The sequence below is a fragment of the Streptomyces sp. TG1A-60 genome, assembly GCF_037201975.1.
Classification (GTDB): Bacteria; Actinomycetota; Actinomycetes; order Streptomycetales; family Streptomycetaceae; genus Streptomyces.
The window spans coordinates 1,807,891-1,823,571 of record NZ_CP147520.1; the positions used below are offsets into that span (position 1 = coordinate 1,807,891).

Genomic DNA, 15,681 nt, shown 5'->3' on the forward strand with positions numbered 1-15,681 from the left:
TGGTCGCGCGGTCCCCCGCGTCCCTGGAGGGGTGCAATCGGGTGTGACCTTCGCCGCTCCGTCTCCCAGGGGTGTGCAGTGCTGTTACCCGCAAGTAGCATGGGTCTGAGCGCGCGCTCAGCGCTTGCGTGCCGCAGCAGTGCAGATCCCGCACCCTGGAGGAGAGCCATCGTGCCTCGTACCGTCAGGGACGTCGTCTTCGTCGACGGCGTCCGCACCCCGTTCGGCAAGGCGGGCCCGAAGGGCATCTACCACGAGACCCGCGCCGACGACCTCGTCGTGAAGGCGATCCGGGAGCTGCTGCGCCGCAACCCCGGTCTGGAGCCGCAGAAGATCGACGAGGTCGCCGTCGCCGCGACCACGCAGATCGGCGACCAGGGCCTGACCATCGGCCGTACGGCCGGCATCCTCGCCGGTCTGCCGCAGTCCGTGCCGGGCTACTCCATCGACCGGATGTGCGCGGGCGCCCTGACCGCCGTCACCTCGGTCGCCGGTTCCGTCGCCTTCGGCGCGTACGACGTGGCCATCGCCGGTGGTGTCGAGCACATGGGGCGCCACCCGATGGGCGAGGGCGTGGACCCGAACCCCCGGTTCGTCAGCGAGAAGCTGGTCGACGAGTCCGCCCTGTTCATGGGCATGACCGCCGAGAACCTGCACGACCGGTACCCGACGATCACCAAGCGGCGCGCCGACGAGTACGCCGTGCGCTCGCAGGAGAAGGCCGCCAAGGCGTACGCCGACGGCAAGATCCAGCAGGACCTGGTGCCGATCTCGGTGCGCCGCACCACTGTGCCCGACAGCGGCTCCGCCGCGGGCGAAGCCGGTGAGACGGGCTGGGGCCTGGTCACCGCCGACGAGCCGATGCGGCCGGGGACGACCCTGGAGAACCTGTCGGGCCTGAAGACCCCCTTCCGCGTCCACGGGCGGGTCACCGCCGGTAACGCGGCCGGTCTGAACGACGGCGCCACCGCGTCGATCATCGCGAGCGAGGACTTCGCCCGCGAGAACAACCTGCCGGTCAAGATGCGCCTCGTCGCGTACTCCTTCGCGGGTGTCGAGCCGGAGGTCATGGGCTACGGCCCGATCCCGGCGACGGAGAAGGCGCTCGCCCAGGCGGGGCTGTCCATCGACGACATCGGCCTGTTCGAGATCAACGAGGCCTTCGCCGTCCAGGTCCTGGCCTTCCTGGAGCACTACGGCATCGCCGACGACGACGCGCGCGTCAACCAGTACGGCGGCGCCATCGCGTTCGGTCACCCGCTGGCCTCGTCCGGCGTCCGGCTGATGACGCAGCTGGCCCGCCAGTTCGAGGAGCAGCCGCAGGTCCGCTACGGCCTGACCACCATGTGCGTCGGCTTCGGCATGGGCGCGACGGTCATCTGGGAGAACCCGCACTTCGAGTCCGCCGGAGGCAGCAAGTGAGCACCACCGCTGAGCTTTTGAAGGGTGCGGCCGAGCTGTTCCCCGACGAGGTCGTGACGTCCGCGCACGTACGCCACCTCGACCTGCCGTACGGCGCCGGGCGCTTCGCGCTCATCACGCTGGACAACGGCTTCGACCACACCAAGCCGACCACCTTCGGCCCGGCGTCGCTGGCGAACCTGAACACCGCCCTCGACCAGGTCGAGAAGGAGGCCGTGGCCGGCGAGATCGTCGGCGTCGGTGTCACCGGCAAGCCGTTCATCTTCGCCGTCGGCGCCGACCTCAAGGGCGTGGAGCTGCTGAAGGAGCACGAGCACGCGCTCGCCATCGGCAGGGGCGGCCACGAGGTCTTCAAGCGCCTGGCGGCCCTTGCCGTCCCGACCTTCGCGTACTACAACGGTGCCGCGATGGGCGGCGGCGTCGAGGTCGGCCTGCACTGCTCCTACCGGACCGTGTCGAAGGCGCTGCCCGCCTTCTCGCTCCCCGAGGTCTTCCTCGGGCTGATCCCCGGCTGGGGCGGCTGCGCGCTGCTGCCGAACCTGATCGGCGCCGACAAGGCCGTCACGGTCATCGTCGAGAACTCGCTCAACCAGAACAAGCAGCTCAAGGGTCAGCAGGTCTTCGACCTCGGTATCGCGGACGCGATCTTCGAGGGCGCGGACTTCCTGGAGCAGTCGCTGATCTGGACGGCGAACGTCCTCAAGGGCGACGTCCAGGTCGAGCGTCCCGTCATCGACCGCGGTGAGGCCTGGGACCAGGCCGTCGCCAGGGGCCGGTTCATCGCGGACGGCAAGGTGCACGGGGCGGCCCCGGCCGCGTACCGCGCGCTGGACGTCATCGAGGCCGCGAAGAACGGCGACCTCCAGCAGGGCTACGACGCCGAGGACGTCGCCCTCGCCGACCTGATCATGGGTGGCGAGCTGCGCGCCGGTATCTACGCCTTCAACCTGGTGCAGAAGCGCGGCAAGCGCCCGGCGGGCGCCCCGGACAAGTCGCTGGCGCGTCCGGTCACCAAGGTCGGTGTCGTCGGCGCCGGTCTGATGGCCTCCCAGCTCGCGCTGCTGTTCCTGCGCCGCCTGGAGGTTCCGGTCGTGCTGACCGACATCGACCAGGAGCGCGTCGACAAGGGTGTGGGCTACGTCCACGCCGAGATCGACAAGCTGCTGCTCAAGGGCCGGATCAACCAGGACAAGGCCAACCGTCTCAAGGCACTGGTCACCGGTGTCCTGGACAAGGCCGAGGGCTTCGCGGACGCGGACTTCATCATCGAGGCCGTGTTCGAGGAGATCGGCGTCAAGCAGCAGGTGTTCGCGGAGGTCGAGGCGGTCGCCCCCGCGCACGCGATCCTCGCCACCAACACCTCCTCGCTGTCGGTGACCGAGATGGCGTCGAAGCTGAAGAACCCCGAGCGGGTCGTGGGCTTCCACTTCTTCAACCCGGTCGCCGTCCTGCCGCTCCTGGAGATCGTCCGGGGCGAGGCGACGGACGACGCCTCGCTCGCCACGGCCTTCGGCGTCGCCAAGAAGCTGAAGAAGACCGCGGTGCTGGTGAAGGACGCCCCGGCGTTCGTCGTGAACCGCATCCTCACCCGCTTCATGGGCGAGATCCAGAACGTCATCGACGAGGGCACACCGGTCGAGGTCGCCGAGAAGGCCGTCGAGCCGCTGGGTCTGCCGATGTCGCCGCTGGTGCTCCTGGAGCTGGTCGGCCCCGCCATCGGTCTGCACGTCTCGGAGACCCTCAACCGGGCCTTCCCGGACCGCTTTACCGTCTCCGCGAACCTCGCCGCCGTCGTCAAGGCCGGCAAGCGCGGCTTCTACGTCTATGACTCCGGCAAGCCGGAGCTGGACCCGGAGGTCGCCGCGCTCCTCAAGCAGGGCGATGTCGTCCTGTCCGAGGAGCAGGTACGGGCGCGTGTGCTGGGCGCCGTCGCCCAGGAGATCGGGCTCATGCTCGACGAGGGTGTCGTCGCCGAGGCGCAGGACATCGACCTCTGCCTGATCACCGGCGCCGGATGGCCCTTCCACCTGGGCGGCATCACGCCGTACCTGGACCGTGAGGGCGTCAGCGAGCGCGTGAACGGCAAGAAGTTCCTGGAGGCCGGGGTGGCTTCGGTCCCCGCGTAACCACCGGACACGGTCGAGGGCCCCCGCCGCGGCGGGGGCCCTCTTCTCATGCGCTCGGCGTCCCCTTCGGCCGCGGGGAGCCGGGCCTTCGGTTCTGCGTTCTCCGCCTCCAGCAGCGCGATGCCCTTACGGGCTAAGGGGTCCTTGCACCATGAGCGCCCGATGAGGTCGCGTGGTCTGGTCCCGTGCGTCGCAAGGCACCGGAGAGCCCTCGATGGGGCCCCTCCCGCGCGAGCGAAGTCGAGCGTGGGGAAGGAGCTACCAGGGCTTTCGGCGACGCGGCGAGGTGTGGTGCCAGGCCGCGCGACCCGGTCGCTCACAGTGCAAGGACCCCTAAGGGCCTGCAGAGGAACAACATGCGGGCGAGTAGCGCACTGGTCTGCGAAGTCAAGTTCAGGACCAGTAAGTTAATTCTCTGCAAGTCCTAAGTGACGTGACCCTGCCCTTCCATGACGCTCGGCGCCGCTCGGGGCGGCCGGTCGTGCGACCCTGTCCCCATGGACGCCCCCCTGCTCGTGATCGTCGACGCCGCCAACGTCATCGGCTCCGTCCCCGACGGCTGGTGGCGCGACCGGCGCGGCGCGGCGGAACGCCTGCGCGACCGGCTCGCCCGGGACGGCGTCCCCGGCCGCGACAAGCCCGTCGAACTCGTCATGGTCGTCGAGGGCGCCGCCCGCGGTGTCGAACCGGTGCCCGGCGTACGGGTCGACGCGGCCCCCCGCAGCGGCGACGACCGCGTCGTGGAGCTGGTCGCCGAGGAGGGCCGTGACCGCCCCTGCCTCGTCGTCACCGCGGACCGCGAACTACGGCGCAGAGTCGGGGAGTTGGGTGCCGAGGTGACCGGGCCCCGGTCGGTGCGCGGGGAGTCGTGAGCGGCCGTACGCCAGCCGTGACGGGGGCACCGCCCGGCAGGGCGTGAGGTGCCGGGCCCGGCACGCGCCGGAAACCGGCAGCCGAGCCGTCCGCCGGAGAGCCGGTCACGGGGCGTCGTGGCCCGGCGCCTTGTGATGCGCCGGTTCCGATCATGACACCGACGCCCAAGACCGTCAGGGTGTGCTGCTCACAGGCACACCTCCGAATGGGCCGGTCCCGCCACCGCGGAGGACGGCGGGACCGGCCCGAGCAGCCCGACCGGGCACGTCAGTCGCGCGCGGGCTCCGCCTCGGCGGGAGAGCCGTCGAGACGGCCGTCGAGCTTGGAGACCAGCCCGGTGACCTGGCGGGCGATGTCGGGCGCGGTGAGGCCGATCTCCGCGAGTACCTCGGCGCGGGAGGCGTGGTCGAGGAAGCGCGGCGGGATGCCGAAGTCACGCAGCGGGATGTCGACGCCCGCGTCGCGCAGGGCCTGGGCGACGGCCGAGCCGACGCCGCCGACGCGGGAGTTGTCCTCGACGGTGACGACCACACGGTGCCGGTCGGCGAGCGGCGCCATGTGCTCGTCGACCGGCTTCACCCAGCGCGGGTCGACGACGGTCGTGGTGATCCCCTGCTTGTCGAGCAGGCCGGCGATCTCCAGGCACATCGGCGCGAGGGCGCCCACGGAGACGAGGAGCACGTCAGGCGTGTCGGTGTCCGGCTCGCGCAGCACGTCCATGCCGCCGACGCGGCGCACGGCCGGCACGGCGGGGCCGACGGCGCCCTTGGAGAAGCGGACCACGGTCGGCGCGTCCGTCACCGCGACGGCCTCGCGCAGTTGGGCGCGCACCTGGTCGGCGTCGCGCGGCGCGGCGAGCCGCAGCCCCGGCACGACCTGGAGGATCGACATGTCCCACATGCCGTTGTGCGAGGCCCCGTCGGTGCCGGTGACACCGGCCCGGTCGAGCACGAAGGTCACCCCGCACCGGTGCAGGGCCACGTCCATCAGCACCTGGTCGAAGGCGCGGTTGAGGAAGGTGGCGTACACCGCGAAGACGGGGTGCAGCCCGCCCGTGGCGAGGCCGGCCGCGGAGACCGCGCCGTGCTGCTCGGCGATGCCGACGTCGTACACCCGCTCGGGGAAGGCCTTGGCGAACTTGTCGAGCCCGACCGGCTGGAGCATCGCGGCCGTGATGGCGACGACGTCCTCGCGCTCCTTGCCGAGCTTGACCATCTCCTCGCCGAAGACGGAGGTCCAGTCGGCGCCGGAGGAGGCGATCGGCAGGCCCGTGTCCGGGTGGATCTTGCCGACGGCGTGGAAGCGGTCCGCCTCGTCCTGGAGGGCGGGCTGGTAGCCGCGGCCCTTCTCGGTCAGGCAGTGCACGATGACCGGCCCGCCGAACCGCTTGGCGCGGGACAGCGCGGACTCCAGGGCCTCGATGTCGTGTCCGTCGATCGGCCCGACGTACTTGAGTCCCAGGTCCTCGAACATGCCCTGAGGGGCGATGAAGTCCTTCAGTCCCTTCTTGGCGCCGTGCAGCGTCTCGTAGAGCGGCCTGCCCACGACGGGCGTCCGCTCCAGCAGGTCCTTGCCCCGGGCGAGGAACCGCTCGTACCCGTCCGTCGTGCGCAGGGTGGCCAGGTGGTTGGCGAGCCCGCCGATGGTCGGCGCGTACGACCGCTCGTTGTCGTTGACGACGATGACCAGCGGCCGGTCCTTGGCGTCCGCGATGTTGTTCAGCGCCTCCCAGGCCATACCGCCGGTGAGCGCGCCGTCGCCGATGACCGCGACCACGTGGTCGTCGCGTTTCAGCACCTGGTTGGCCTTCGCGAGGCCGTCGGCCCAGCCGAGCACCGTGGAGGCGTGGCTGTTCTCGATGACGTCGTGCTCGGACTCGGCCTGCGAGGGGTAGCCGGAGAGGCCGCCCTTCATCTTCAGCCTGGAGAAGTCCTGACGGCCGGTGAGCAGCTTGTGGACGTAGGACTGGTGCCCCGTGTCCCACAGCACCTTGTCCTTCGGCGAGTCGAAGACCCGGTGCAGCGCGATGGTGAGCTCGACCACGCCGAGGTTCGGGCCGAGGTGGCCGCCGGTCTTTGACACCGCCTCCACGAGGAAGGTCCGGATCTCCTCCGCCAGCTGGTCCAGCTGCTCCAGGCTGAGCCGGTCCAGATCGCGCGGTCCCCTGATGCGGGTCAGCAGCGGCACCCGTGCCTCCTTGCAGTTGCGTTCGAGCGTTGCCGGGCTCGTCGAAGTCTAATCTTCCGCGTCACCCACCCACCGCCGGGCGGGTGGGTCCTGCGTCACGCGAACGGCCGTAGACCATCCTGCGCAGACGCACCCGTACGAAACGTCCGACCACGAAGAGAAGTGCCCGGCGTCAGGATTGACGCCGGGCACTTGTTCGACGAGGGACGCCTGGCTCGCGCCTTCAGGAGCGCGGGGCCGCTCCCTCCGCGACTCTGCCGCGTGAACGCGGCCGGCCACATCGGACCGGCGCCCGCAGCGCGAACCGCACCCGACGGCGCTACGCGCGGCCGGCCGCCTTCTGGCTCTTACGGGAGACGGAGTCGATGACGACGGCACCCAGCAGAACCGCACCCGTGATCATGTACTGGATCGACGTGTTCATGTTCAGCAGGTCGAGACCGGTCTGGATCGACTGGATCACCAACATACCCAGCAGCGCCGACCACACCGATCCGCGCCCGCCGAAGAGGCTGGTGCCACCGATGACCGCCGCCGCGATCGCGAGCATCAGCGTGTTGCCGCCACCGGCGTTGAGTGTCGCACTGGCCGTCTGCCCCGCGAAGAGCATGCCGCCGATCGCCGCGAACATGCCGGCGAGGGCGAACACGGTGATGCGGATCATCGGCACGTTGATACCGGCACGCCTCGCCGCCTCGATGCCACCGCCGACCGCGAAGACCTTGCGGCCGTACGGCGTGCGCCGCAGCACGAAGTCGACGATGACGAGGCAGGCGAGGAAGACGACCAGCGCGTTGGAGACACCCTGCGCGTTGTTCAGCACGGCCGCGGCCGCGAACGACGCCACCGCGAGCGCGCCCACGCGCAGCAGGATCTCGCTGGTGGGCCGGTGCGGCACCCCGGCGGCCCGGCGGCGCCGCTGCTCGCCGAAGGAGCCCACGGCCATGGACGCGACGCCGAGACCGGCCAGGATGTAGGCGCCGATGATGGCCTGGTCCATGAAGAAGGAGTTCTGGCCGAACAGCTGGATCGGTCCGTCCCCGGACGGGATGTTGATCGTGCCGCTGTCACCGAGCAGCCACAGCATCATGCCGTTCCAGCCGAGGAAGCCGGCCAGGGTGACGACGAACGCCGGTACGCCGATCTTCGCGAAGAACCAGCCGTGCAGGGCGCCGACGCCGAGGCCGGTGACGATCGTCAGGACCAGCGCCAGCCAGGCGTTCATGCCGTGGGTGACCACGAAGACGGCGAAGACCGTGGACGCGAGGCCGCTGACCGAGCCGACGGACAGGTCGATCTCACCGAGCAGCAGTACGAACACCAGGCCGATGGCGAGCATGCCGGTGGCCGAGAGGAAGTAGCTGATGTTCGAGAGGTTGGCGGCGCTGAGGAAACGGTCGTTCTGCAGCTGGAAGATCGTCCAGATGACGATCAGACCGATGACGACCGGCATCGAGCCCAGCTCGCCGCCCTTGACCTTGCGCTTGAACTCGGTGAGGTAGCCCTTGAGGCCCTCCTCACGGACCAGCAGCCGGGGGTCGACGACGCTGACCGGGGCGGCCGTGGGGTCGTCGGCGGGAGCGACCGTGGTCTGCCCCTCCGCCATGCCCTCGCCCTTGCCGGTCTTCGCGGCCTCGGCGGATTCGCCCTTCACGGTTTTGGACGTGTCGCTCACTTTGCCGCCTCCGTGGTGCGACGCCCCGCACGACGGGTCACGGCGTTGTCCGTGGCGCCCGTGATGGCGGCGATGATCTCTTCGTGGCTGGTGTCCTTCACCGAGAAGGAGCCGTTGTTCTTGCCCAGGCGCAGCACGGCGACGGTGTCCGCGACCGCCTTCACATCGGCCATGTTGTGGCTGATGAGGATGACGCCGAGGTCGCGTTCGCGCAGCCGCTCGACCAGGTCGAGGACCTGCGCGGTCTGCTCGACGCCGAGGGCGGCGGTGGGTTCGTCGAGGATGACGACCTTGGGGTCGCCGATCAGGGCGCGGGCGATGGCCACGACCTGACGCTGGCCACCGGAGAGGCTGGCGATCGGGATGCGCACGCTCGGGATGCGGATGGAGAGCGTGGACAGCAGTTCCCGGGCGTTCTTCTCCATCGACACCTCGTCGATGACGCCCCTGCGGAGCAGCTCGCGACCGAGGTACAGGTTGCCGACCACATCGAGGTTGTCGCACAGGGCGAGGTCCTGGTAGACCGTCGCGACGCCGAGTCCCTGGGCGTCGTGCGGCTTGTTGATGCTGACCGGGTCGCCCTGCCACTCGATGACGCCCTCATCGATGGGGTGCACCCCCGCGATCGTCTTGACCAGGGTCGACTTCCCGGCGCCGTTGTCGCCGACCAGGGCGACCACTTCTCCGGCGTGGACCTCCAGTTCGACCTCGGTGAGTGCCTGGACCGCACCGAATCGCTTGGAGACTCCGCGCAACGCCAGCACGGGCGTAGCGGACACGTGAACCATCTCCTTCGCCGCCTGACCGGCGGGATGCCGCGCTTGGGATCAGGCGCGGAGGAATGTGCGTGACGCACAGGGCTTACAAGGTAGACATGCGCAGATCCGCCGCGCTCGGCAGCGGTTCCGTCCGACGCCCGCCCCGGAAGCGGGGTCTGAAAGCGGGGCGGGCGTCGGCGGGTTCTACGGGACCGCGAAGCGGTCGCGCCTCGAAGGACTACTCGACGAGGCCGGCCTCCTTGCACGCCTTGGCGTACTCCGTGGTGCAGATGTCGGCGACGGTGTACAGCTTGTCCTTGATCACCGTGTCCTGGATGTTGTCCTTGGTGACCGAGACCGGCGTCAGCAGCTGCGAGGGCACCTTGTCACCGGAGCCGCTGGTCAGCGTCTGGTTGGCGAGGTCCTTGATGTCCTCGCCCTCCAGCAGGTTGACCGCGAGCTGGGCGGCGGCGTCCGCCTCCGGCTTGAAGGCCTTGTAGACGGTGCTGGACTGCGTGCCCGCGACGATGCGCTGGATGCCCGCGAGCTCGGCGTCCTGACCGGTCAGCGGGATACCGCTGATGCCGGCGCCCTTGAGGGTGGTGGCGACACCACCGGCCATGCCGTCGTTGGCGGCGTAGACGCCCGCGATGTTCTTGGCGCCGATCTGGGTGATGGCGGCGGACATCTTCTGGCTGGCGACGGTGTCCTTCCACAGACCGGACTGCTCGTAGGCGATGTCGACCTTGCCGTCGAGGGCCTTGTGGGCGCCTTCCTTGAACTGTGCGGCGTTCGGGTCGGCGTCGTCACCGTTGATCATGACGACCTTCGACTTGGGGGTCGCCTTGTCGCCGAGCGCGGTGAGCAGGGCCTCGCCCTGGAGCTCACCGACCTTGACGTTGTCGAAGGAGACGTACGCGGAGACCGGCCCCTGGGCCAGACGGTCGTAGGCGATGACCTTGATGCCCTTGTCGACCGCGGACTGGATGGAGGACTTGATGGCGGCGGAGTCCTGGGCGCTGACCACGATCACCTTGACACCCTTGGTGATCATGCTGCTGACCTGCTGGGCCTGCTTGGCCGCGTCACCCGCCGCGTTCGCGTACTCGACGGTGCAGTCGGAGCAGAGCTCCTCGACCTTGGCCTCGAAGAAGGGGCGGTCGAACTTCGCGTAGCGCTCGGTCACGCTGTCCGGGAGCAGCAGGCCGATGGTCTTGCTGTCCGAGCCGCTGCCGTTGTCGGAGTCGTTGTCGTCGCCGGCCTTGCCGCAGGCGGCCACGGAGAGCGCGAGCGAAACCGCGGTGGCGCCGATCACGACTCTACGCATCGTTGCGTTCATGTGGGTTGTGCCTCCCTGACACGGGCCGCAGCACTGCGGCCGAGGTGGCTGGAAGTCAACTCGGCCACACGTGCGACGTCAAGAAGTAAATCCTTAACGGGTTGGCAACGGCGTATTTCGTTCTCTAAGTGAAGGCAGGGGTCGCGGAGGTCAGGGTCCCGTCCAGAAGGGTTGAATCACCCATCTCGCCGAGGGCCAGGGCGAGCGCCCCGAGCACCTCGGCGCGACCGCCAAGTGCCCCTGGCAACACTGAGAGTTGACGTGCGGCACTCGGGATCGCGTACCGGCCGACCGACTCCCTTATGGGTCCGAGCACCAGCTCTCCGGCCTCGGCGAGATCGCCACCGAGGACCACGCGGCTCGGGTTCAACAGATTGCAGAGATTGGCGACTCCACTTCCGATGTGGCGGCCGACGTCGGCGATCACCCGACGACAGCCCGGGTCCCCGTCCCTCGCCAACCGTACGACACCTTCCATGGTCAGACCGGTGCCGTGGCTGGACTGGAGGAGCGGCAGCACATAGCGCGCGGCGGCGAAGGTCTCCAGGCAGCCCCGGTTGCCGCAACGGCAGACAGGGCCGGATTCATCAAGAGTAATATGCCCGATTTCTCCCGCCGTGCCACCCGGGCCCCGGTAGATCTTGCCATCGATCACCAGTCCGGCGCCCACGCCGCTGGACACCTTGATGTACGCGAGGTCCCGCACCCCCCGCCCGCTGCCCCAGACCAGCTCACCGAGGGCGCCGAGGTTGGCGTCGTTGTCCACGTGCACCGGTACGCCGAGGCGGTGGCGCATCTCGGCGGCGGGCTTGGTTCCGGTCCAGCCCGGCAGAATGGCGGTGGAGCCGAGCGTCCCCGACTCCACGTCGATCGGGCCGGGCACACCGAGGCCCACGCCGGCGATCTTCGCGCGATCCACGCCGGTGGCCTCGATCAACCGGGTGACCAGCTGTTCCGCCCGGTCGAAGCCCTGAGTGGAGGAGGCGTCCACGTCCAGCGGCTCGGACTCCTCGGCGAGCACCTGGTGGGCGAGATTCCCGATCGCGACGCGCAAATGCGTGTGCCCGAAGTCGACGCCGATCACGATGCCGGCGTCCCCGCTCAGGGAGACCGCGCGGGCCCGGCGACCACCCGCCGAGGTGGGCGTGACCTCGACGGTTCCGCCCTCCTTCAGCTCGCGCACGATATTGGAGACCGTGGCGGCGGACAGACCGGTCGTCCTGGCGATCTCCGCCTGCGTGAGCGACCCGGCGAGGCGCACCGCCCGGACTACGCGCTCGAGATTTGCTCGGTGCAGCGACGACTGCGACCCCGGAGTCTCCACGACGACCTCCTGCGCGCGAGGCCGCGTCGGCGAGACCCCGTCTATGTCCAACTAGTGAACTCTAAGCTGAGCTGTTCGGGTTGCCTCCCGTCAAGAGGTTGAACCGTTTCGGCGCATGCGGGCATGGCGGGCGTACCGCTCCCGCAGGATCCGTGCGGCACGCTCACAGCCGGTTCCGCAGCGTCACTTCAGGGCGCCCGCCGTCAGCCCCTGCACCACCTGCCGCTGGAACACGATGTACGCGGCCAGCACCGGCAGCATCGCCATCACCAGACCCGCGAAGAGGCCGGACCAGTCACCCTTGTAGCCCTGGCTGACGGCCAGTTGAACCAGTCCCTGGGTCAGCACCCGCTTCTCCGGGTCGGTGTTGAGGACCGTGGGCAGCATGTACTGGTTCCACTGGCCGAGGAAGTTGAAGATGCCGACGCTGATCAGGCCGGGCTTGGCCATGGGCACCATGATCTGGAAGAACGTCCTCGTGTGTGAGGCGCCGTCCACGAAGGCCGCCTCCGCCACCGACGTCGGCAGTGTGCGGAAGAACGCCGTCAGGAAGAACACCGTGAAGGGCAGCGAGTACGCGATGTAGACCAGGATCAGGCCGTGGATCGTGTTCAGCAGGCCCATGTTGTTCACGACGTAGAACAACGGCACCAGCGCCAGCATGATCGGGAAGCTCATGCCGCCGATGAACAGGTAGTAGATGAAGCGGTTGCCCGGGAAGTCGAAGCGGGCCAGCACATACGCCGCCATCGAACCGAGCACCAGCGTGCCGATGAGCGAGCCTCCCACCACCAGGACGGTGTTGAGGAAGTAGTCGCTCATGTCGGCCTCGGTCCACGCCCGCGACCAATTGTCGAAGTGCAGCTTGTCCGGCAGCGACCAGGGCGAGGCGAAGATGGAACGGTCGTCCTTGAAGGACGTCATCACCGCCCACACCAACGGCATCACGACCATGATCGCCCAGATGATCAGAATCCCGTGCGAGAAGACGTTGAGGGTGACTCCCTCCTTCTTCTGCTCCTTCCGGCGCGGCCCGGCCGGGCCGTCGGGCCTGGCGACGCGCGCACCGGACTCGGCCGGTACCGGGGCGGGGGTCTCGGTCGTCTTCATGAACTCAGTACTCCAGCCGCTCGCGCCGGCCCAGTCGCATCACGACTGCGGCGAAGGCCAGCGTGACGACGAGCAGGGCGACGCCGATCGTGGTGGCGTAGGCGGCCTGCCCGTCACGGAACGCCTTCTGGTACACGTACAGGACCATGACGGTGGTCGAGTAGTCCGGGCCGCCGGGACCGGTCGTCATGATCTGTACGACCGCGAACGACTCGGCGCCGAGGGCGAGGATGCCCATGTAGACCCAGCCGGACTGCACCGTGTCCCACAGCAGGGGCAGGGTGACCCGGAAGAACGTGATGGCCCGGCCGGCCCCGTCGAGCAGCGCGGCCTCGTACAGGTCCGCGGGGATGGAGGCCATACCGGCAGAGAAGAGGACCACGAAGAAGCCGACCGTGGACCAGACGAGGACCGCCATCACGGCCCACAGGGCGAGGCTCGGGTCGCCCAGCCACAGCGGCTGGACTGCGTCCAGCCCGATGCCGCGCAGGATCGAGTTGATCGCGCCGCTGTCCGGGTTGTACGCGAAGGCGAACAACAGCGCCACGATCGCGATCGAGAGCACCTGCGGGAAGAAATAGACGATCTTGTAGAAGGACGAGCCGCGGACTCCGGTGACCACCGGCCCGCCCCTGCGGTGACGTCCGCCCACATTGATCATGAAGGCGAAGAACAGCGCCAGACTGATCGTCACCAGCGGCAGCACCAACGCGAACAGCAGACTGTGCTGCAGCGACTTCCAGAAGATGGCGTCGTCGAGCATCCGTTCGTAATTGGCGAAGCCGACCGTCCCGAATTCGGGGCTCAGACCGGTCCAGTCCGTGAACGAGTAATAGAAGGACTGGATGAACGGCCAGATGACGAACAGCGTGTAAAGCCCGAGGGGCACTGCCAGGAACCCCACGATGAACGGGTACTTGCCGTGCTGCATTACCACCGACCCCGATCTGCGCGCGGCCCCGGCCCCCAGGGCCCGCACGGCCGCAGCACACCGGACAGGCCCTGGTGACGATTTCTCACTGGTGCTTGTAGTGCTTGATCGACGAGTCCTCGGCAGCCGCGTCGGCGAAGCCCTGGATCTTCTTGATGGCCTCGGCCGGGGTGAGCCGGCCGGCCATCATCTCGCCGAGGCCCGCCACACCGATCTGCTCCTTCTGCAACTGCACGTACCAGTCCTGGATGCGCGGGTTCACCACGTTGTCGCCGGCCTTGTCCAGGGCCGCGACACCGGACCCGAGGCCGGGGGTGAGGCTGATGCCGTCGGTGCCGCCGTTGTACGCGGTCAGCGACTTGACCTTGCCGGTGAAGTTCTTGGAGGACGCCTCGCCGAGCATGATGCGCAACTGCTCCATCCCGCCCGTGCCGTTCTTCGCCTTGGCCGGGACGATGAAGGGTTCGCCGCCGGAGGCCCAGATGGTGCCGAAGGGCATCTTGTCCGAGCCGTCGATACCGGTGGGCGCGGAGACGGCGAGGCCGAAGTCCGCAGGGATGACGTTCGCCGACTCGTTCTCCACCCAGGAGCCGTTCGGGATGAACAGCGCCTTGCCCTGGGCCCAGGCGGTCTGCGACTGGATGTGGTCCAGTCCCGGGGTGCCCTTGAGGACGTAGCCCTTCCGATAGAGCTCGTAGTAGGCCTCGAAGCAGGCCTTGACCGCCGGGTGCTTCCAGGCGTTCGGCTCCAGGTTGTCGATCGAGTCGAGCACCTCCCGGCCGCCCACCTTGGCGATCATCGGGTAGAGCGAGAAGGGGATGTAGTACGGGTACTTGCCCGCGTACGTCCAGCCCGCCATCCCCCTCTTCTTGGCCTTCTCACAGACCGCGAGCATCTGGTCCCAGGTCTCGGGATACCGCTCGTCGAGCGAGTCAAGGGCCTTCCGCGAGTACCAGACGCCGTACACCGTGTAGGCGTAGTACATGATCCAGACCGGGTCGCCGTCGAACTGGCCCATCTCCACGATGCCGGGCCGCAGCGTGTCGCGGACCTTCTTGTCCGGGTCGTCGTAGGAGGGCGCGTCCAGCAGCGGGGTGAGGTCGGTGAGCTGGTCCTTGCCGACCAGGACGCCCATGTCCATCTGCTCGGCGCCGGAGTTGTCGATCAGGTCCGGCGGCGTGCCCTGGTTGAAGCGGGGCTGGAGAGTGGACTGGATCTTCTGGGTGGCGGAGAACTTCACGCTCGCCCTGGGGAAGTTCTTCTCGTAGACCTTGACGGCGTCCTCTGCGTACTCCTTGCCGAAGCCGCCGTCGAACAGAACGAACTCCAGCTGCGCGCTGCCGTTGACGCCGAGCGGGTTCTTCGCCGTCTTCTCGCCCGCCTCCGCCTTCTCCTCGTCACCGCTGCCACCGCTGCTGGCACAAGCGGACAGGAAGCTCGTCGTCGGTACGGAGATCAGGCCCAGCGCGGCGGCGCGCTTGATCAGATCACGGCGGCCGACGCCTTCGGGGCCGGTGCTGCCGACGCCTTCGGGGCCGGTGTTGTTCTCAGCGGTCGTGGATCCCATGCTCAAGTCCTCGCCTTCTCCAGGACTCAGGCGGTGAACCGGATCCTCCCGGCACCGCGGTCGGTTCAAGCTGGGGTCATGCGTGAGGATTCAACAGGGGCAGAACGGCGGTCGGCGCGCGGACACGTCCGCGACCACCGGTAATTCCCCCCGGGTAGCGCCTGTCCACGGTTGCGCGACCACTATGCGGACGCCGACAGGTATAGTCCACTTCCCACCAGGGGAGCAAGATCGAATGCAAGGTTGACCATGGGTCTTTTCCGAGTTGAGACCTCGCGGAAATGCGGGCGCCCGCGCGCCGCCCGGCCAGAAACCCTCCGCCATTACACCCGGATGGCTCATTCAGCACGCTTGACATCGCCCATTATT

At 68.7% G+C, this 15,681-nt stretch carries 11 protein-coding genes; 3 read left to right on the forward strand and 8 right to left on the reverse strand.

Annotation, left to right across the window (positions count from 1 at the left end; genetic code table 11):
- Positions 1 to 171 precede the first annotated feature (171 nt).
- The 3 genes from WBG99_RS07335 (at position 172) to WBG99_RS07345 (ending at position 4,420) form a co-directional block, all read left to right on the forward strand.
- A complete protein-coding gene (locus tag WBG99_RS07335; RefSeq protein ID WP_338895544.1) occupies positions 172 to 1,422 on the forward strand; it encodes an acetyl-CoA C-acyltransferase in 1,251 nt (416 codons plus the stop codon).
- Positions 1,419 to 3,548 (forward strand): 3-hydroxyacyl-CoA dehydrogenase NAD-binding domain-containing protein, encoded by a 2,130-nt coding sequence (locus WBG99_RS07340; RefSeq protein WP_338895545.1) that lies wholly within the window; start codon positions 1,419 to 1,421, stop codon positions 3,546 to 3,548. Before WBG99_RS07335 ends, WBG99_RS07340 begins: the two co-directional genes overlap by 4 nt.
- A 497-nt stretch (positions 3,549 to 4,045) precedes the next feature.
- A complete protein-coding gene (locus WBG99_RS07345; protein ID WP_338895546.1) occupies positions 4,046 to 4,420 on the forward strand; it encodes an NTP pyrophosphohydrolase in 375 nt (124 codons plus the stop codon).
- A 268-nt stretch (positions 4,421 to 4,688) separates the two neighbouring features.
- Here WBG99_RS07345 and dxs read toward each other — a convergent pair whose 3' ends face one another.
- The 8 genes from dxs to ngcE form a co-directional block, all read right to left on the reverse strand.
- Positions 4,689 to 6,608, reverse strand: a complete 1,920-nt coding sequence (gene dxs / locus WBG99_RS07350; protein WP_338895547.1) for a 1-deoxy-D-xylulose-5-phosphate synthase — start codon at positions 6,606 to 6,608, stop codon at positions 4,689 to 4,691.
- Positions 6,609 to 6,927: 319 nt separating this feature from the next.
- Positions 6,928 to 8,283, reverse strand: coding sequence for a sugar ABC transporter permease (locus WBG99_RS07355; RefSeq protein ID WP_338895548.1), 1,356 nt, complete (start codon positions 8,281 to 8,283; stop codon positions 6,928 to 6,930).
- Entirely contained in the window at positions 8,280 to 9,071 is a 792-nt protein-coding gene (locus WBG99_RS07360; RefSeq protein WP_338895549.1) for an ATP-binding cassette domain-containing protein, read from the reverse strand. The genes WBG99_RS07355 and WBG99_RS07360 overlap by 4 nt, the downstream gene beginning before the upstream one ends.
- 208 nt (positions 9,072 to 9,279) lie before the next feature.
- Positions 9,280 to 10,368, reverse strand: coding sequence for a substrate-binding domain-containing protein (locus WBG99_RS07365; protein ID WP_338900256.1), 1,089 nt, complete (start codon positions 10,366 to 10,368; stop codon positions 9,280 to 9,282).
- A gap of 136 nt (positions 10,369 to 10,504) precedes the next feature.
- Positions 10,505 to 11,704 (reverse strand): ROK family transcriptional regulator, encoded by a 1,200-nt coding sequence (locus WBG99_RS07370; RefSeq protein ID WP_338895550.1) that lies wholly within the window; start codon positions 11,702 to 11,704, stop codon positions 10,505 to 10,507.
- A 183-nt stretch (positions 11,705 to 11,887) separates the two neighbouring features.
- A complete protein-coding gene (locus WBG99_RS07375) occupies positions 11,888 to 12,814 on the reverse strand; it encodes a carbohydrate ABC transporter permease (protein WP_338895551.1) in 927 nt (308 codons plus the stop codon).
- A gap of 4 nt (positions 12,815 to 12,818) precedes the next feature.
- On the reverse strand, positions 12,819 to 13,745 hold the full coding sequence (locus WBG99_RS07380) for a sugar ABC transporter permease (RefSeq protein ID WP_338895552.1): 927 nt from the start codon (positions 13,743 to 13,745) through the stop codon (positions 12,819 to 12,821).
- An 85-nt stretch (positions 13,746 to 13,830) separates the two neighbouring features.
- The gene (gene ngcE, locus WBG99_RS07385; RefSeq protein WP_338895553.1) at positions 13,831 to 15,312 is read right to left on the reverse strand and encodes an N-acetylglucosamine/diacetylchitobiose ABC transporter substrate-binding protein; all 1,482 of its coding nucleotides are present in this window, start codon (positions 15,310 to 15,312) and stop codon (positions 13,831 to 13,833) included.
- Positions 15,313 to 15,681 lie beyond the last annotated feature (369 nt).